Raw genomic sequence first — 18,454 nt, forward strand, 5'->3', positions numbered from 1 at the left:
TGGCCTTTATGGATTAATAAGTGAACTTTCATGTTAAAATTACCTCGCACTCACTGGCGCCTTGGTCGCCAAACTGTCAGAGCCAGCGAGTAATCCGAAATGCCCTTACTGTCGCAGGTAAGGGCTTTTTTTCATGTTTTCCCCATGGGTTTGCACACCATGTTTGCCTATATCCGATAACAGATGGGTTCCCTGCGGTTTAATCATCCGTCGGGCGCTGTTCAGGCAGTCCACCAGCCATCCACAAGCCGAAGAGTTTGGTATTCACAAACATCCGCTTACCGACCATTCGGCAACAACGTTCCAAGCCAGGCTTTTCAGCTCGCTTCCAAAACATGGCTTTGAGTGTGAGATAGTTAAATTGGGGGTAGTGCTTGGGGATTTCGGTCACAGGCAGCCAGTTGTTCAGATCTTGGCTGATTGCGATGAGGTTGAGGTCTTGCATACTGCTTATACTCCCTTTCCTGTTGCTCTTGGTGTTCTGCGGTTTGGTCAGGGAGTATTTAACGCGATGCGGTAGGCATTCTTTTAGAACAGAAGTTCGCGAACTTCTGTTCTTGACTTTTTCATTAGTCTATTTGCTTAGCAGCACTGACGACGTTTGAGGGGGTTACACCCCAGGCTTTGGCAATAAATTGAGTCCACTCCTGAGCCATCGTTTTTGTCTCACATTCTATTCCTAAGGCCATTAACTTAATCTTCGCGGCCTTTACTGCATCTGGCTGTGCCATTCGATTAATTGCTTCAATCTCGATATCACGCCGAATTGATGCGATTGAAATCTCTAAACTCGAGATCTCATCTCGATACCATTCATCATAAAGGTCATTACATTCTTTTTGGCAAAACAAGTCTGTGTGCCTGTCCTCCAACGACTCCAAAGTCATTTCCAGAGCAGTCTTAGGACGCTCGCTATAACGTTGCCCCTGCCGGGTGTACTGCTTCCCCCAAGGCCTTCCCAGACACGGATTGATCAGAGCAATGTAGAGGGCTAATCTCATCACTGTATCTGCAAGCTCCCCCTCATTTATCTTTTTTAGCGGTACTTTAAAGCCCTTTCTCGGACCGAAACCTTGGTAATGCTCATAGGCGTCCACAGCTAACAATGGGATGTCATCTTGCTGGGGAGAAATTCTATTTCTCGTACAAATAGCAGCCACCAACTGATCCGTAGCACTAGGGTCAGTTATACTCTGAGCAAGGCAGCTCAATTCCAACTTGAGGCGTTCATCAGTCCACCCGATTTTCCTTAGCTTTGCGCTATACCCCATCGCCCTCTTAATCGCCTTCCGGGTGACCATCAGACGAGGAGTTTTATTCTCCCAGCTCCCAATATGACATTGGTCATTTTGGCGCTCGACCTCATCATCGGACGTTACTTTTTTGGTTGTGATGTCGATTGATACGGAGTCTATTAATTGACCATCTTTTGTAATGGCCAACCTCGATCGGCCATTTGGGGAGAAGTACGGAATTCCTTCCTCTCCATCAACAATGATGGGTTCGTCATCTGGTGATTTTTGCCATACGACTAAACCCTCCAGAAAATCACTGTTCATATATTGTTCACTCATCTACTACATCCCCAGATAAACAAAAGCCCCCGCATCCATAGATGCGGGGGCTCAGGCTAACATGTTCATTATATCTAGGCTGCATGGCCGAATTGATTAACCACCCATCAGATTCCCAAATACCCGCTCTGTGAGCTTTGCCGTGTGGGCATTGCACAGATGGGAATATCGTTGAGTCATGGTGATCGACTTATGCCCTAACACCTCTGCGATCTCCAGAATGCTGGCACCATTCATCGCCAACAAGCTGGCACAGCTATGTCGAAGGTCGTGAAAATGGAAATCAGAGAGCAACGCAGCTTTCTTCGCTGCCTGCCAGTGGTAGTCAAACTCGGTAAACGGTCGATTGAGGCCAGAGGGATGAGGGAAAACAAAGCTGGCACCAATCTCGCGAAACCTAGAGAGCTCAGTCAGCAATTCCTCAGTCAGCGACAGAACCCTCTGACTACCATTTTTGGTCACCGCCAAATGAGCTGTTCGCGTGTTGAAGTTGATGTCTGACCATTTGAGGCCTATCAGCTCGCCCCTCCGCGCTCCTGTAGTCAACGCCATATGAACCAGCATATGAAGCCGCCCCCACTTGCTCGACTTGGTGGCCTTCATCAATCGAGCCAATTCATCTTCAGACAAGAAGCGCGTGCGGGCATTGTCTTCCCGCTTCTGTTTCACTTCCAGGCAAGGGTTCACTTTGAGGTCATAGCGATCGCACATGTAGGCAAAAACCGCCGACAACGCCGCTTTGTACCGATTAAGAGTCGCAGGTGCTTTCCCTTCGGCCTCCAGAATCGAGATGGCGTTCTTGATCCGCTGGCGGTGGACCTTGTTCAATGTCTTGTCGCCGATATGCTCAGCCCACCAGCTCAGACGCTGGGGCACAGACTTGTCTCGTCCCTTGTGCTGTTCAAGGTACTCATGGATAGCTTGTTGAATAGTGGTACTGGTGAGGGTGACGTTGGTTAAGGCATCTGCCAGCTCGTCAGATACAGTGATCTGAGCTAGGAACTGCTCTGCGTCTTTTTTGCGGGTAAAAACTTTGGATACGCGGTTGCCGTTACGCATGAACTGAACGCGATAGGACTTGCCGGTTTTTCGAGTGAGAACTTGGATGCTTGCCATTGGTTGAAACCTCTTGCACATATTTGCACATGAATGAGAGTTATCAACCGCAGAAACTTTGAGCAGGAGCGCTCTTGAGCGCTGTAACCTGTTGACCAAACAGGGAAAAGAATGGTGCCCGGGGTCGGACTCGAACCGACACGGTTATTCACCGGCGGATTTTGAATCCGCTGCGTCTACCGATTTCGCCACCCGGGCAACTGCGAGGGATTATACGAATGGCTGGATGCCATGCAAGGTGTTTTTCAATTGAACACACCCGTTTGCTCATTTATTCAACGCCTTGCCGATGCAAAGCCAGTTACATAGAATGCCGCCATCATCTTAATGGAATAAAAACGATGGCCAAGCGTAAACAAGTCCAACCAAAACCCTCCTCTCCCGCCACTCCGCAATACCCGTCAGCGGGCCTGCTACGGCGCCTCGGTGCACTGATCTATGATGCACTGGTGGTGACTTCCCTGCTCATCATCGCTGGCTTTATCGGCATGGGCATCGCCAAGCTGCTGCTGGTCACCGGTATGGCCAGCGTACCGGAGGGCGAAGATACCGTCTGGTTACTCACCCGCCACCACCTGAGCCTGATTTATACCTTGTGGCTCGCCTTCGTTATTTGCGGTTTCTACACCTGGTTCTGGACCCGTGCCGGCCAGACCATTGGCATGCGAGCCTGGCGGCTGCGCATTCAAAACGAGGATGGCAGCCATATCCGCGTAACCCAAGCGCTGATCCGTCTCGCTACCGCCGCCTTTGGTCTGGGCAACCTGATGTGCCTGTTCAACCGCCAGCGCCCACGGGCGTTTCAGGATATCTGGGCCGAGTGCGAAGTGATTGTGCTGAGCAAACAGGAAAATCTGGAATTGCTGAACAAGTAATACCGGTTTAATGCAGCAACAAAAGAGGGCACCAACCGGTGCCCTCTTTGCATTCCACGACCGCGTCTTACTGCTTGCGATTGAGGATGTAGAGCGAGATACCGCCAAACAGCAGGCTGGGAGCAATGGCCGCCAGAATAGGCGGTACCGCATAAACCAGGCTGATGGGGCCAAATACCCGATCACTCACATAAACGGCGAAACCGGTCATGATCCCCATCAGCATTCGCGCCCCCATGCTCACCGAGCGCAGCGGACCGAAGATGAAGGAGGAGGCCAGCAGGATCATCGCCACCACCGAGAAGGGGGACAACAGCTTGCGCCACATCTCAAGCTTGTAACGCCCCGCATCCTGCTTGTTGGCATCCAGATAGCCGATGTAATCGCGCAGACCGGAGACCGAGAGGTTTTCCGGATCGATGCTCACCACACCCAACTGTTTGGGTGTCAGCTCCGAGCTCCACTCAATCTTGTCGAGCGACTCGCTCTTGATCTGCGCCGGATCGTCAAAACGGGTAACCAGTGCCTGCTTGAGCAGCCAGTGATGCTGTTCGAACACCCCCTCCTGCGCCTGCACCACATCGATCAGTTTACGCTCGGGAGTGAAACGATAGAGGGTAATACCAGTCAGGGCGCCGTCGTTGCGTACACCACTGATATTGACGAAGTTTGCACCGTCCCGGGCCCAGACGCCGTAAGCAGAGACGGTCAGTCGCCCCTCGGAGATGGCACCGGCACGGATATCATCCGCCATCCGCTTGGCAATGGGGGCGACGTACTCACCCATCATGCCAACCAGGATCATCAGCGGGATAGCAGTTTTGAGTGCTGCCATCACGATACTGATCTTGGAACGGCCTGCCGCCTGCATAACAACCAGCTCGGAGCTGGTCGCCAGCTGGCCCAGACCGATCAGACCACCCAACAGGGCCGCCAGCGGGAAGAAGAGCACCGCCTCCTTGGGCATGGAAAGCAGCACATAGTAGAGGGCATTGACCATGTCATAGTTGCCCTCCCCGACTGACCTGAGCTGCTCCACATACTTGATGAGCGCAGCAAGGCCAACCAGCGTGATCTCACACAGCAGGATCGACATAAAAATGACCCTGCCGATATATCTGTCGAGAATGCCAAACATCAGCAGTAGCTCCTATGTGGCAGCATCATTTTGATTTACTTATAAAATATTTGCTCTTCACCCCATTCCACCAGCTGGTGCCCTGCAGATTAAGGGGCAAGCCGATAAACAGCAGGTAACCGAGCGGAACCAGGAACATCCCCGGCCAGTAGGGCAAACGACCACTGTCAATGCCCGAACGGGCGGCACTGAGCAGCAGGAAGTAGGAAAGATAGAGCATGATGGCTGGCAACAGCTTGGCATAGCGCCCCTGACGGGGGTTGACCCGCGCCAGCGGTACCACCAATAGGGTGAGTACCGGAATGGAGAGAGGAAGCGACAAGCGCCACTGCAACTCCGCCATCATGGCATTGTCCTTAGTGCCGAACAGTTCCATGGTCGGTTTGGCCGCCGCCTTGCGGTTGGAACGCTCCAGCTCCTGCTGGCGGATCACCAGACCATACTCGCGAAAATCGGAGATCTGGAACTGTTTGCCGGAGAAATTACCCTCGTAGCGAGAACCATCCTTCAGCGTCAGCCACTGCAATCCGTTGTCATCTATGGTCACCACCCCTTCGGTCGCTACCACCACGGAGGGGGGATTGTTGCCCTCGGCACGCTGCAGCACAAAAATCTTCTGCAGTTTCGAGCCGCTGTCATTCAAATCCTGGATGTAGGCAACCAGACGCCCCTTGTCGAGCTCCATAAAGCGGCCAGCCTGCAGGAAGGAGATACCCGGATCGGCCTTGAACTCGTCGATCACCTGATACTCGCGCTCCTTGGCCTGCGGGGCGATCCAGCCGGTGTTGAACGCCGCGACGGCAGCAGTCAGCAAGGCCAGCAACATGGCACTGCGCATTACGAAACGGTGGCTGAAACCGACCGCATGCATCACCGTCATCTCGCTTTCGGCATAAAGACGACCATGGGCAAACAAGATGGCTAAAAAGAGGCTGATAGGCAGCATCAACAGCGCCATATTGGGCAAGTTGAGCAGCAGCAGGGTGGAGACCAGACGAGTCGGCACCTCACCCTCGGCGGCATCGCCGATGATCTTGATAAACTGTTGGCTGACAAAGATAAGCAGCAATACGAATAACACTGCCAGCTGAGTTTTCAGGGTTTCCCTGAACAAATATCGGAAAACGATCACAGTCATTCCCAAGTAAACTTGTGTTTTTAGTCGAATGCCTGAAAAATAGGGCCGTATATTAGATTTTTACCAGTTTGAACTGCGGAGCCAGTGGCTGTTCGCTCCGCCTCTGATACCCCAACAAGCACCGCATTATTCAATAAAAGGTGCCTTTTGTCTTTAGGATGTAGGAGATTCCATGGAGTTCAGTGTAAAGAGTGGCAGTCCTGAGAAGCAACGTAGCGCCTGCGTCGTAGTCGGCGTATTTGAGCCTCGTCGCCTCTCTCCGGTTGCCGAACAACTGGACAAGATCAGCGATGGCTATATCAGTTCGCTGCTGCGCCGTGGCGACCTGGAAGGGAAACCAGGCCAGATGCTGCTGCTGCATCAAGTACCGGGCGTGCTCAGCGAGCGCGTACTGCTGGTCGGTTGCGGCAAGGAGCGGGAACTCGACGAACGCCAGTACAAGCAGATCATCAACAAGACCATCACCACCCTGAACGAAACCGGCTCCATGGAAGCGGTCTGCTTCCTGACCGAGCTGCACGTCAAGGGTCGGGATACCTATTGGAAGGTGCGCCAGGCGGTAGAAACCACCAAGGCGGGCCTCTATAGCTTTGATCAGTTCAAGACCAACAAGGCCGAGCCACGTCGCCCGCTGCGCAAGCTGGTGTTCAACGTGCCGACGCGTCGGGAACTGACCATTGGTGAAAAAGCCATCGCTCACGGTCTGGCCGTGGCCAAGGGTGTGCGGGTCTGTCGCGACGTGGCGAACATGCCGCCCAACGTCTGCAACCCGGCCTATCTGGCCTCCCAGGCCCGTCGTCTGGCCGATGCCTTCGACAACATCACCACCAAGGTGGTGGGCGAGCAGGAGATGGCCGAGCTCGGCATGAACTCCTATCTGGCAGTGGCCCGCGGCTCCGACAACGAAGCCATGATGGCCATCATCGAATACAAGGGTCATCCGGATGCCAAGCCCATCGTGCTGGTCGGCAAGGGTCTGACCTTTGACTCCGGTGGCATCTCCATCAAGCCTGCTGACGGCATGGACGAGATGAAGTACGACATGGGTGGCGCCGCCTCCGTGCTCGGTACCATGCATGCGCTGGCCCAGCTGCAACTGCCGATCAACGTCATCGGCGTGCTGGCAGGCTGCGAGAACATGCCGGGTGGCAACGCCTATCGCCCGGGTGACATCCTCACCTCCATGTCCGGCCAGACCATCGAAGTGCTCAACACCGATGCGGAAGGTCGTCTGGTGCTGTGTGATGCGCTGACCTATGTGGACCGCTTCGATCCGGAAACCGTGATCGACGTGGCGACCCTGACCGGTGCCTGCGTCATCGCGCTGGGCCACCACACCTCGGGTCTGCTGGCCAACCACAACCCGCTGGCCCACGAGCTGCTCAACGCCTCCGAGCAGGCTGGCGATCGCGCCTGGCGTCTGCCGCTGTTTGACGAGTATCAGGAGCAGATCGACAGCCCGTTTGCCGACATGGCCAACATCGGTGGTCGTCCGGCCGGTACCATCACCGCAGCCGCCTTCCTGTCACGCTTCACCAAGAAGTACAACTGGGCCCACCTGGATATCGCCGGGACCGCCTGGAAGAGTGGCAAGGATAAAGGCTCCACCGGTCGTCCGGTGCCCCTGCTGACCCAGTTCCTGCTGAACCGGGCTGGCGTCGATATCGAAGAGAAAGAGTAACTCTCCGGCCCCTGCCGATGGCTGCATCGGAAGGGTTGGCGTTACCCTGAACCACAAGGAAGAGGCCCGCCTCTTCCTTGTTTCATTCTTGAATCAGTGAGTTGCGAGCGGGGAAACGCCCCGTCAGCCTCATGAGGCGGTCAACAGTCCGTCACTGCAACACGGGATCAACCTGATGAGCCAAGTGACCTTTTACCTGATGAGCGAACAGGATGACGCACAGGCCTCCGCGGTCGAGCGACTGGCCTGTACCCTGGCGGCCGAGTCGTGGGGCGCGGGCCATATCTACCTGTTGTGCGATGATGAAGCGCAGGCCCTGCGCCTCGACGAGCTGTTGTGGCAACTGCCGCCGGAACGCTTCGTGCCGCACCAGCTGCAAGGCGAAAGCGGCATGGCACCGGTGGAGATCGGCTATCAGCCGCCACGGCGGCGCTACGCCCGCCTCATCAATCTGGCCAAACAGACACCTTTGTTTGCAGGACACTTCGCTCAAGTGGTAGATTTTGTCCCCACTGACGAAACACAAAAGCAGCAAGCCCGCGAGCGCTACAAGCACTATCGCCAGGCAGGCCATACCCTCGAAATGAGGGATCAGCCCGTCCTTGCCGCACCGGATCCGGCGCAGCCATGACTGCAACCTATTGATCCAAAAAGAATCAACACCAGAATCCATCCATCCAGATTACGGCGAGACCATGGAAAAGACTTTTAATCACAACGCCATCGAACAGGCGCTCTATCAGCACTGGGAAGCCCAGGGTTACTTCAAGCCCCACGGCGACACCAGCAAAGACTCCTTCTGCATTATGATCCCGCCGCCGAACGTCACCGGCAGCCTGCACATGGGTCACGCCTTCCAGCAAACCCTGATGGATACCCTGATCCGCTACAACCGCATGCAGGGCAAGAACACCCTGTGGCAGGCAGGTACCGACCACGCCGGTATCGCCACCCAGATGGTGGTTGAGCGCAAGATCGCAGCAGAAGAGGGCAAGACTCGTCACGATTACGGCCGTGATGCCTTCATCGACAAGATTTGGCAGTGGAAGGAAGAGTCCGGCGGCACCATCACCCGCCAGATGCGCCGTCTGGGCGACTCCGTTGATTGGGAGCGCGAGCGCTTCACCATGGATGAGGGTCTCTCCGCCGCCGTGCAGGAAGTGTTCGTCCGTCTCTACGAAGATGGCCTGATGTACCGCGGCAAGCGTCTGGTGAACTGGGATCCGAAACTCAACACCGCCATCTCCGATCTGGAAGTGGAAAACCGCGAGATCAAGGGCCACATGTGGCACCTGCGCTATCCGCTGGCCAACGGCGCCAAGACCGCTGAAGGCAAAGATTACCTGATCGTCGCCACCACCCGTCCGGAGACCATGCTGGGCGATACCGCCGTGGCTGTGAACCCGGAAGACCCGCGCTACAAGGCGCTGATCGGCCAGCACATCCTGCTGCCGCTGGTGAACCGTCTGATCCCCATCGTCGCCGATGAACACGCCGACATGGAGAAGGGCACCGGTTGCGTTAAGATCACCCCGGCTCACGACTTCAACGATAACGAAGTGGGCAAGCGCCACAGCCTGCCGATGATCAACATCTTCACTCTGGACGCCCACGTGCGTGCCGAGGCCGAAGTGGTCGACACCAACGGCAACCCGAGCACCGCCTACGACGCCGCCCTGCCAGCCGAATTCGCTGGTCTGGAGCGCTTCGCGGCCCGTAAGGCGATTCTGGCCAAGCTGGACGAGCTGGGTCTGCTGGACGAAATCAAGGATCACGTGCTGCAACAGCCTTACGGCGATCGCGGTGGCGTGCCCATCGAGCCGATGCTGACCGACCAGTGGTACGTGCGCGTCGCACCGATGGCCAAGACCGCCATCGAGGCGGTGGAAGATGGCCGCATCCAGTTCGTGCCCAAGCAGTACGAAAACATGTACTTCTCCTGGATGCGCGACATTCAGGACTGGTGCGTCTCCCGTCAGCTGTGGTGGGGTCACCGCATCCCGGCATGGTATGACGACGCTGGCAACGTCTACGTGGGCCGTGACGAGGCGGAAGTGCGTGCCAAGCACAGCATCCCGTCCGTGACCACCCTGCGTCAGGACGAAGACGTGCTCGACACTTGGTTCAGCTCCGCCCTGTGGACCTTCTCCACCTTGGGCTGGCCGAACAACACCGAAGCACTCAAGACCTTCCACCCGACCGACGTGCTGATGAGCGGCTTCGACATCATCTTCTTCTGGATTGCCCGGATGATCATGATGACCATGCACTTCATCAAGGACGAAAACGGCCAGCCGCAAGTCCCGTTCAAGACCGTCTACATCACCGGTCTGATCCGTGACGAAGAAGGCCAGAAGATGTCCAAGTCCAAGGGCAACGTGCTGGATCCGCTCGACATGATCGACGGCATCTCGCTGGAAGATCTGCTGGAGAAGCGCACCGGCAACATGATGCAGCCGCAGATGGCCGAGAAGATCGGCAAGCGTACCGCCAAGCAGTTCCCGGAAGGGATCGAGGCTCACGGTACCGACGCCCTGCGCTTCACGCTGGCGGCGCTGGCCTCTACCGGTCGTGACATCAACTGGGACATGAAGCGCCTGGATGGCTACAACAACTTCTGCAACAAGTTGTGGAACGCCTCCCGCTATGTGCTGATGAACACCGAAGATCAGGATTGTGGCTTCAACGGCGGCGAGATGCAGTTCAGTCTGGCGGATCGCTGGATCCAGTCCCAGCTGCAAGTGGCCATTCGTGACTTCCGTACTGCCCTCGATACCTATCGCTTCGATATCGCCGCGGGCGTGTTGTACGAATTTATCTGGAACCAGTTCTGTGACTGGTATCTGGAACTGACCAAGCCGGTACTGGGCAAGGGTTCCGAGGCCGAGCAGCGCGCTGCCCGCCATACCCTGGTGACCGTGCTGGAAAGCCTGCTGCGTCTGGCACACCCGATCATCCCGTTCATCACCGAGACCATCTGGAAATCGGTCGCTCCACTGGCTGGCGTACACGCCGACACCATCATGATTCAGGCCTTCCCGGAGTTCGACGCCGCCAAGGTGGACGAAGCCGCGATGGCCGATCAGGAGTGGGTGAAGGAGTTTATCGTCGGCATCCGCAACATCCGCGCCGAGATGAACGTGGCCCCGAGCGTGGCCCTGAACGTGCTGCTCAAGTGCGATGCCAAGGATAGCCAGCGCGCCGGTGACAACGAGGCCTTCCTCAAGTCCCTGGCCCGTCTGGAATCCATCCGCGTACTGGCGGACGGTGAAGTGGCTCCCCTATCAGTGAAGAAGCTGATCGGTGCTACCGAGCTGATGATCCCGATGGCCGGTCTTATCGACAAGGACGCCGAACTGGCCCGTCTGGCCAAAGAGGTTGCCCGTCTGGTGGGTGAGTGCGGTCGTATCGAAGGCAAACTCGGCAACGAGGCCTTCGTTGCCAAGGCGCCGGAAGCGGTCATCGCCAAAGAGCGCGAGAAGCTGGAAGATTACCGTCTCCAGCTGACTAAGCTGGAAGATTACCGTCTCCAGCTGACTAAGCTGGAAGCCCAGCAGGCCGAGATCGCCGCGCTGTAAGCACCGCGACCAACCGCTACAGCAAAGCCCCCTGCCAAGGGGGCTTTTTCATATCCGCGCTTCCCGTTTCAGCTCACCAGCAGCCAGCCGCAGAAGCCGAGATAGAGCAGGCCGACCAGCGCCAACCGCCCCGCAGTCATGGCCCCCTTTCTGAACCCCCACCAGAGCAAGCCCACTGCCAGCAGTGTCACCAGCGAAGAGGCTATCATGGTGCTATCGAGCAGCCAGGGGGTAAACAGCAGACAGAACGCCTTGGGTATGGTGCCCTGGATCATCATGGCCCCGGAGATATTGGCCAGCGCCAGTCGGTTCTTGCCCTGCCGTACCCAGATCAGCACGTTCATCAACTCCGGCATCTCGGTCGCGACCGGGCTCAGCAGCAGGGCCGCCAGCACCGGCGAGAGGCCAAACAGCCCGCCCATGCTCTCCAGCTGATGAACAAACAGCTGCGCCGCCAGCGCAACCACCACCAGCGCACCCAGCGTCTGCAGCAGCACCTTGCCAAGGGGTGGGATCCCCGCGTCGGGAGCCAGCTTGAGGTGCTCCGGCAGCTCGACCTCGTGACTGTCGCTCTGCTTCAGCTCGCGCCGCACATAGATGAGGTAGACCAGCACAAACAGAGGAGCCAACCAGCTCTTGCCGGTAAAAGCAACCAGACCCAGCGCGGTCGCCACCAGAAAGATCCCCATAAACCAGCGCTGATCCCGACCAATCTCGCACTGTACCTCGCCATCGATGGCCCGTTCGGTACGCCCCATGCAAAGCAGCAGGGTAAGGCCAACCGCTGCATAACCGATGGTCGCCAGCACCAGCGGCCCGCCGAGGGCGGCACCGATGCCGATCTCCTGCTGAGCGGTCGTGTTGCCCATCAGCAGGGCGGTGAGGGTGACTATGCACTCGGGCAGCGCCGTACCCAATGCCGCCAGCAGGGAACCGGTCGCGCTTTGGGAGAGTTTGAAGTGGTGGCCGGTCCACTCGATGCCGTTGACGAAGTATTCGCAGGCAAGGTAGATGGTGACCGCAGAGACGAGAAATAACAGCAGGGTAATCAACATAATGGATACCGCCAGGCGAGCAGAATAACCGATGGACCCGACATGGCTCGCCCGGCTGGCGTGCATATCGAGGCCAAAGGTCTTGCAGAGCGATAGTGCCTATCGCCGCCCATGCCATGGATGCGAGGATCCAAGAGTGTTGACATGGGCCCGGCCCGGAATGCGGGCGGGTTGCTACTCCCCAATGACTGAGGGGACGTTTTACCAACTCGACCGCCGCCGAACAAGGCAAATTAATGGCAACTTATTCAATAAGTTGTAAGGGAATGTAACCTCGCCAGCGCCCCCGCCCCGCCGCCATTGCGCTGTTGGCACACCGATTGCTGTAGGTAGTTCACTATCCACAACAGTTTGGGAAGGATGAACAATGAAACGGTGGATCCAACATTTCTATCAACTGAACCGCCTCAATTGGCTGATGGTCTGGTTGTTGCTCTGCTGCAGCATCATTCTGCTGTTTCCGGCCGGGCTGATGAAAGGGGCCGTCAGCCAGTGGGCTGCGGATCATGCGGCCTGGCTGGGGGTCGGCATGCTGATCGCCATCTCCTACTTCTGCAGTCAGGGCTTCCTGATCGCCTGGGAGTGGGCTTGCGAAGAGTGGCAGGCGCGCCGTCAGCAGGACCAGCTGGCCCAGATGATCGGCTTCCTCGACTTCAACGAGAAGGCGGTGCTGCGCGAGTTCGTACTGCAGCGCAAAAGCGTCATAAACTTGCCGATCACCGAGCCCGCCGTCAAAAACCTGATGGATGCCGGCGTCCTCACCTATGCCTACGGCAAGCCGACCCGGGAGAAGGATGACGAGAACCAGATCCGCGCCCTGATGATCGCTCTGCCCGCCCGACCGCTGCTCACCTACAAGGTGCTGGGGCTGTCGCGTGGCAAGATGAGTGACGAGCAGGTAGAGCAGATCATGAACGCCCGCCCCAAGTTCGCCCAGAAGGGGTTCCAGCGCTAAACGTCGCCCACCCGCCAGATGCAAAAGAGCCGGACACTGTCCGGCTCTCTCGTTGCTGCGCGATGTTCTGCACAGCCTCTTCCGTCTTGTGGTGCCCTACCCCTTGAGGCTGGAGCAGAAGCTGACATCCGCGATCTTGGTCACCGGATCAACGTTGTGATAGAGCTCGAAACAGGGTCGATCATCAAATTCGAAACCGGCCGCCACTACCTCACCGATATGCTGTTGCCAGAGCGCGGGATATTGGGCCGGGTCGGTCACGGTGAAACGTGACTGGCCATAACGGCCGCCCGCCAACGACTGGATCTCCACATTGCCGCTGCCCTTGGTGCCAGCCGGAACGGTGACGCAGATGTCGGTGCGGCACTGCTGGGGGGCGGTGATTTCGGGGTTGTCGTGATAGATAAAGATCCACTCCCCTTCAGCCAGCCCCTGAGCGGCCGACCACTGGTAGAGCTGGTCACACACCGGCTCGTAGCCAGTGCCGTAAGGGCCGGTTACCCGGATATAGGCCAGGGTACGCGGCGCCATCTGTTCGGTTTTCATCGGTTGCCTCCTTTCATCTGAACGGCTTTCAGCATAACCAGCCTCACGGGCAACGGCGTGTCCATTCTTGCTCAATTGCAGCAGTGAGGGTTGCTGGCGCAGCGTCCCCGGCGTCATGGCAAACTGCTTGCGAAACGCCTTGGCAAAGGCTTGCGAACTGGCGAAACCAGCCGAAAAAGCGATCTCGGTGACCGGGTCGCGACTGTAGCAGAGGGAGCGGGCCGCCCGCTCCAGCCGCAGGCGACGCTGCATCTCGGCCGGGGTTTCGCCGGTGACGGCGGTAAAGACCCGATGAAAGTGATAGCTGGAGAGCGAGGCGAGACTGGCCGCTTCGCGGAGGCATAGCTCGGGATTCTGCTCCAGCGCCCGGATCACCGGGCGCAATCTGGCCTGATAATCGACCATGCCGTTAGCGACTGGCGCCCCCCGCGACTCTGGCCATATAGAACACATCCACATAGCGCCCCTGGCGGAAGGCATAGTCACGAGCCCGCCCCTCCTCCACAAAGCCGAACTTGCGATAGAGCGCCAATGCCGCTTCGTTATCGACGAAAACCGTCAGCTCAATCCGGTGCAGGTTGAGCCAGTTATCTGCCAGATCCAGCGCCGCAGCCATCAGGGCAGAGCCAACCCCCTTGCCAGCCCAGTCATCCCGTACCCCCATGCCAATACCGGCCACATGCTTGCGTCTCGGATTGGGCTCCACATGCAATGAAATCTGGCCCACCAGCCCCCCATCGCTCTCCGCCACCAAGGCGACCACATCACCATTCTCCAGCCGCTTTTGCCACTGGCTAAGGGGAGGTGTGGGCAGGTGCAACGTGCCCGCCTGGGCATTGGGCATGGCGTAAAGATCCCGCAAGGCGGGGGCATCGGCGGGTTCGGCATGACGAATAGTAATCGGCATATGAGGCTCCTTCTCGAAACGTCCATCATGCAATATCCGGCTCATTTGCACACCCCTCGCACGACTCAATTTGCACGAGCCTTCCAAAACAGGAGAGACGGCCAGAGCGGACTCTTGCAGTCGCCTAATCAAAACATGGGGAATGGCCAGAACAGGCCATGAGACGTCAGAAAACAAAAAACGGAGCCAAGGCTCCGTTTTCTACTTCTGCATCAATCCCGGACGGAACGCGCTTCACGCTCTTCCCGCTCCCTTGCCAACAAGCGTTTGTACCACCAGCTACTACGACGACGTTGTGCATTGGAAGAGCGACGAGCCATTTCTTAGGTTCCAGCCATGAGAAGAAAGGACCTGCATTATGCGACAGGGATCACGTCCATGTCTTTAGCTGGATCAAGAAAAGCCTCACTGACTCACCGAAATTACCTGCCCCTTGTTCAGCTCTCTGGTAGCTGGCAACACGGTCGCAGAAGAACGCCAAACAAGGGATCCATATTCCTCCAACTCATTTTGCGGACCACACTCCAACCAGATATCACCCCGTAAAATCCGGGCCCCTTCGGCATATTTCTGCTCTGCAAACCAGCAGACCCGCTCCGGCAGAGAACCGGGTGACATAGCCCGCTCAGTGCGAGCCGCATCCTCTGCTGCTGTCGTGGTGGGTGCCGCCCATACGGGCACCAGCCAAAGGGATGCCAACAGGCAGAAGAAGATATTTCTCATGGAATCATCCTGTGTTGTAGCGGGCAATCTCGACGAATCGACTGCCCCTTGCGTTAACTTGAGCGACAAACAGAGTGCCGACTGGCATTCCGGAGCGGATATGGTAGCCTGCCTGCGCCTGTGACGCAGCATCTCACTGCCACGCACAAACTTTCGGTAAATTTGTCACCTTCAGACAAAATATAACCTTATTTATCAAATCGTTATTTGGATATTATCCCAATGCGTATCATGCCGTTGCTCAAGGCGGCCTGCCTGAGCCTGATGTTGTCCGCCTGTGTTGCCCCCCTGCTGATGATGAGCCCCACCAGCCAGCTGATGTGGGCCCTGCTCAAACCGCTGGTTGGCTTTGACCCGAACGAGGTCAACCTGTTCGAACAACCCCTGATCAAGGATCGGATGACCGCCATCCTTGGCCCCAACTACGACAGCACCATGCAGTTGCTCAAAACGGCCGACAAACTGCAGCAGGAAGGGCCGCTGTTCTACGTGGTTTCCGAATATGCGCCTGTACCCGACCTCGCCAAACAGGCAGGCATGGTGTGGAACTCCCAGACCAACCAGATGTCTGTACTGCTGCAAAAAGGGGATGGCACCACCCAGACCTTTGGCGAGAATCTGGCAGGCACGGCACCGGTCTGGCCATCCGCAATGCAAAGCTGGCAAAACCCGACCAACCAGCTCACCCCGGCAACCCATGCCCTGACCGGCGCGGCAGCCAGTCAGAGCGGCGCGGCCCCCTTCTCCCTTGGCGGTGCGCTGGGCACAGTTACCCGCAGTGTCACCGGTTCGCTGGCCGACAGTGCCAGCCAGACCATCAACGGCGCAGCCGCCAACGCAACAGGACAGGCCACCAAACAGGCCACACAAGCCGTTAGCCAAAGCACGACCAACCTGACCCGTAGTGCTACCACGGCAGTAACCGTCCCTGCTAAACCGGCAGTCAGCAGCGCAGCCACTACCGTCACCCAGGAAGCGACCAAGGCCGTTGTCGCCCCAACCAAACAGGCAGCCAACAGTGCCGCCGCTACCGTCACTCAGGAAACGACCAGGGCTGTTGTTGCCCCAACCAAACAGGCAGTCAGCAACGCGGCCGCTACCGTCACTCAGGAAGCGACCAAGGCCGCTGCAGCCCCGACCACACAGGCAGTCAGCAGCGCCAGTGCCACCTCGCACACGGCAGGCGAAAGCATCGCCGATGCTGCCAGAGCCGCTGAAGCCAAGGCCCGAGCCAAGGCTGAGGCGGAAATGGAAGCCCTGCTCAAGTAAAACAACAGGCCACCGCAAGGTGGCCTGTTGTTTTATCCCGCAACCGGATCATGAAGTTATGGCAAAGGCCACATAGACTGATAGGTAATCCCCAGCACAAGGAGTGCATCATGCGTCGTCTGCTCCCTGCTCTTGCCTGTTTCGCGCTGCTTGTCGCCCCCCAGGCTTCGGCGTTTATCTACTATTCAGAGCAAAACATGCCGCTCAATGGCCAGGATAAAAATGGTCAGCCTGTCGGGCTGGCCGTCGAGTTGCTGCGCCTGATGTGGCGTGAAATGGGGGAGCCGGAACAACCGATCCACTTTCTGCCCTGGGCGCGCGGCTGGTATCTGCTGACCCAGCAGCAAGAGGCGGTGCTCTTTACCACCGCGCATACCAAAGAGCGAGACCCCCACTTTCTCTGGGTCTGCCCCATCAGCCACTCCAGGGTCTCGCTGGTCGGACGCAAAAAAGATGCCCCAAAAGTGGCTAGCACCGAGGATCTCGCCAAGCTGCAGATCGGCGTGATGCAGGCGGATGTGGGGGAGCAGTTACTGCTCAACCGCGGGGTCAGCCCGAGTAACATGATGTCGGTGGAACGGATGGAGCAGGTGGTACGCCAGCTCATCATGGCCCGTACCGATCTGGTGGCAGGCAACGAGGTGATGCTTCGCCATCAGGCCAGGGAGCTGGGTTTTCCCAACGAGGACTTTGTCACTGTGGCCATTCTGGAGGAGCAGGACAACTGTTTTGCCTTCAACCTGGCGGCAGACAAACAGCAAATAGCGCACCTGCAACAGGCTCTCGACAAGGTCAGAGAGGGGGATGAATACAAGCAGCTGATGGCTCGCTACCAGCAGTTCAGCATCCTGCCCGAGACCAATCCCCCCATCCCGCGCCTCGAGTAACTCTGGCCCGCCCTATGGCGGGCTCGCGTTATCTATCTCCCGATGACGCCTGCGATATCTCTACCTGTGTCGTAATGAGGTGGTTCAGAAAGAGATTGAACAGCCCGGCCCGCGAGCCGAGCCGCAGCTTGGCGTAGAGGTGCTTGCGATGATTCTTCACCGTACCGCTGCCAATCCTGAGCTCCACGGCAATGGCTTCGGTATCCAGCCCCTGCAGCAGCAACCCCGCCACCTGCCGCTCGCGCCGGGTGAGCCGATCGCCCCCCACACTCGCCATCGCCTGCTCCACCGCACTCTTGAGGCTGGCGCTGTCCGGCAGCATGGTGCTTTGGGCCAGCAACGGCTGGCTCTGCTGCCACTGCTGACGACAGAGAGAGTGCACCAGTGGAAACAGCTGCTCCAGCTTCACCAGCTCGCTCTGGCTCAGGGTGCTGCGCTTGTCGAGGCGACCGAGAAACAGCATCAGCGTCAGTCCATCCCGCACCGGCAGGATCAGCCCCACCTCCTCCTGCCAGCCAGTGGCCTGATAGAAGTGATGGCGATATTCGGGGTCAAGCCGCCCTTGGGAGACCTGCGCCAGGGTCCAGACGCCAGCAGGCAAGCCCTGCTCCAGCGCCAGCATAAAGGGATCCTGACTGAAGTGGCTGGTGAGGTAGCGATCAAACAGCAGAGCCCGCTGATGGCTCAGGTTGTCGTAGAGGTAGACAGGGCGCTGCCCCACCCCGAGCAACAGGGCACAATCAAACGCCACCTGCTGCTGGATCAAGCGCACCAGCGCCGCCGCAAAGGCACTGCTGTGCAGGGCATCAACCACCTCGGTCATGCTGCGGGTCAGGGCATCAGTAGAGAGTGGCTGGGTCATGATAGTTGAGTCATGGCGGTGGATTTCCGGTGGCGGGGCATCGCCCCACGATAGGTTGATGCTAGCACGAGAGTGGCAAAACTGTCCCTCAGGGGACATATCCGCCACCAGCTAGAACGGCGAGGATGACGGCTTTCACCCTGCTGTTGG

At 57.7% G+C, this 18,454-nt stretch carries 17 protein-coding genes, 1 tRNA gene and 1 riboswitch; of the genes, 7 read left to right on the forward strand and 11 right to left on the reverse strand.

Going from position 1 to position 18,454, the window contains the following annotated elements; translation table 11 throughout:
- Positions 1-199: 199 nt before the first annotated feature.
- The 4 genes from ACE1BR_RS12070 to ACE1BR_RS12085 form a co-directional block, all read right to left on the reverse strand.
- Positions 200-445 carry a hypothetical protein gene (locus ACE1BR_RS12070; protein ID WP_374870560.1) on the reverse strand — a complete coding sequence of 82 codons (246 nt, stop codon included), beginning with the start codon at positions 443-445 and terminating at the stop codon, positions 200-202.
- 124 nt (positions 446-569) lie between these two features.
- On the reverse strand, positions 570-1,574 hold the full coding sequence (locus ACE1BR_RS12075; RefSeq protein WP_374870562.1) for a hypothetical protein: 1,005 nt from the start codon (positions 1,572-1,574) through the stop codon (positions 570-572).
- Between the two features lie 96 nt (positions 1,575-1,670).
- Complete coding sequence (locus ACE1BR_RS12080) at positions 1,671-2,690, reverse strand: tyrosine-type recombinase/integrase (RefSeq protein WP_374870564.1); 1,020 nt, start codon at positions 2,688-2,690, stop codon at positions 1,671-1,673.
- Positions 2,691-2,802: 112 nt separating this feature from the next.
- Positions 2,803-2,888, reverse strand: a tRNA-Leu gene (locus ACE1BR_RS12085).
- 143 nt (positions 2,889-3,031) lie between these two features.
- Between ACE1BR_RS12085 and ACE1BR_RS12090 the strand changes: the two genes are divergently transcribed.
- Complete coding sequence (locus tag ACE1BR_RS12090; protein ID WP_374870566.1) at positions 3,032-3,565, forward strand: RDD family protein; 534 nt, start codon at positions 3,032-3,034, stop codon at positions 3,563-3,565.
- 67 nt (positions 3,566-3,632) lie between these two features.
- Here ACE1BR_RS12090 and lptG read toward each other — a convergent pair whose 3' ends face one another.
- Together lptG and lptF are read right to left on the reverse strand one after the other, a co-directional pair.
- Positions 3,633-4,703 (reverse strand): LPS export ABC transporter permease LptG, encoded by a 1,071-nt coding sequence (gene lptG, locus ACE1BR_RS12095; RefSeq protein WP_374870568.1) that lies wholly within the window; start codon positions 4,701-4,703, stop codon positions 3,633-3,635.
- A 25-nt stretch (positions 4,704-4,728) separates the two neighbouring features.
- Positions 4,729-5,841, reverse strand: a complete 1,113-nt coding sequence (gene lptF / locus ACE1BR_RS12100) for an LPS export ABC transporter permease LptF (RefSeq protein ID WP_374870570.1) — start codon at positions 5,839-5,841, stop codon at positions 4,729-4,731.
- A gap of 172 nt (positions 5,842-6,013) precedes the next feature.
- Here lptF and pepA point away from each other — a divergent pair, with 172 nt between their 5' ends.
- The 3 genes from pepA to ACE1BR_RS12115 all read left to right on the forward strand — a co-directional run bounded on the left by pepA (position 6,014) and on the right by ACE1BR_RS12115 (position 11,100).
- Positions 6,014-7,522: a leucyl aminopeptidase gene (pepA, locus tag ACE1BR_RS12105; protein WP_033138248.1), complete on the forward strand. Its 1,509-nt coding sequence runs from the start codon at positions 6,014-6,016 to the stop codon at positions 7,520-7,522.
- A 175-nt stretch (positions 7,523-7,697) separates the two neighbouring features.
- A complete protein-coding gene (locus ACE1BR_RS12110) occupies positions 7,698-8,153 on the forward strand; it encodes a DNA polymerase III subunit chi (protein ID WP_374870572.1) in 456 nt (151 codons plus the stop codon).
- Between the two features lie 64 nt (positions 8,154-8,217).
- Positions 8,218-11,100 carry a valine--tRNA ligase gene (locus tag ACE1BR_RS12115; protein WP_374870574.1) on the forward strand — a complete coding sequence of 961 codons (2,883 nt, stop codon included), beginning with the start codon at positions 8,218-8,220 and terminating at the stop codon, positions 11,098-11,100.
- A 68-nt stretch (positions 11,101-11,168) separates the two neighbouring features.
- Here ACE1BR_RS12115 and ACE1BR_RS12120 read toward each other — a convergent pair whose 3' ends face one another.
- Positions 11,169-12,155, reverse strand: a complete 987-nt coding sequence (locus tag ACE1BR_RS12120; protein ID WP_374870576.1) for a sodium:calcium antiporter — start codon at positions 12,153-12,155, stop codon at positions 11,169-11,171.
- 88 nt (positions 12,156-12,243) lie between these two features.
- A riboswitch (yybP-ykoY riboswitch) is annotated at positions 12,244-12,350 on the reverse strand.
- A 172-nt stretch (positions 12,351-12,522) separates the two neighbouring features.
- On the opposite strand from ACE1BR_RS12120, the gene ACE1BR_RS12125 reads away from it, so the two are divergent.
- A complete protein-coding gene (locus tag ACE1BR_RS12125) occupies positions 12,523-13,110 on the forward strand; it encodes a superinfection exclusion B family protein (protein ID WP_005336432.1) in 588 nt (195 codons plus the stop codon).
- A gap of 96 nt (positions 13,111-13,206) precedes the next feature.
- On the opposite strand, the gene ACE1BR_RS12130 is transcribed toward ACE1BR_RS12125, so the two are convergent.
- The 3 genes from ACE1BR_RS12130 to ACE1BR_RS12140 all read right to left on the reverse strand — a co-directional run bounded on the left by ACE1BR_RS12130 (position 13,207) and on the right by ACE1BR_RS12140 (position 15,286).
- Positions 13,207-14,061 (reverse strand): GyrI-like domain-containing protein, encoded by an 855-nt coding sequence (locus tag ACE1BR_RS12130; RefSeq protein ID WP_374870659.1) that lies wholly within the window; start codon positions 14,059-14,061, stop codon positions 13,207-13,209.
- 4 nt (positions 14,062-14,065) lie between these two features.
- Positions 14,066-14,563 carry a GNAT family N-acetyltransferase gene (locus ACE1BR_RS12135; RefSeq protein ID WP_374870578.1) on the reverse strand — a complete coding sequence of 166 codons (498 nt, stop codon included), beginning with the start codon at positions 14,561-14,563 and terminating at the stop codon, positions 14,066-14,068.
- A gap of 405 nt (positions 14,564-14,968) precedes the next feature.
- Positions 14,969-15,286, reverse strand: coding sequence for a DUF1496 domain-containing protein (locus ACE1BR_RS12140; RefSeq protein WP_374870580.1), 318 nt, complete (start codon positions 15,284-15,286; stop codon positions 14,969-14,971).
- Positions 15,287-15,508: 222 nt separating this feature from the next.
- On the opposite strand from ACE1BR_RS12140, the gene ACE1BR_RS12145 reads away from it, so the two are divergent.
- Together ACE1BR_RS12145 and ACE1BR_RS12150 are read left to right on the forward strand one after the other, a co-directional pair.
- Entirely contained in the window at positions 15,509-16,555 is a 1,047-nt protein-coding gene (locus ACE1BR_RS12145) for a hypothetical protein (RefSeq protein ID WP_374870582.1), read from the forward strand.
- 110 nt (positions 16,556-16,665) lie between these two features.
- Positions 16,666-17,442: a substrate-binding periplasmic protein gene (locus ACE1BR_RS12150; protein ID WP_374870584.1), complete on the forward strand. Its 777-nt coding sequence runs from the start codon at positions 16,666-16,668 to the stop codon at positions 17,440-17,442.
- Positions 17,443-17,470: 28 nt separating this feature from the next.
- Here ACE1BR_RS12150 and ACE1BR_RS12155 read toward each other — a convergent pair whose 3' ends face one another.
- A complete protein-coding gene (locus tag ACE1BR_RS12155) occupies positions 17,471-18,304 on the reverse strand; it encodes a helix-turn-helix transcriptional regulator (protein ID WP_374870586.1) in 834 nt (277 codons plus the stop codon).
- Between the last annotated feature and the right edge of the window lie 150 nt (positions 18,305-18,454).

Origin of the sequence: Aeromonas sp. MdU4, from assembly GCF_041929505.1 — a bacterium.
In the GTDB taxonomy this organism is placed as follows: Bacteria; Pseudomonadota; Gammaproteobacteria; order Enterobacterales; family Aeromonadaceae; genus Aeromonas.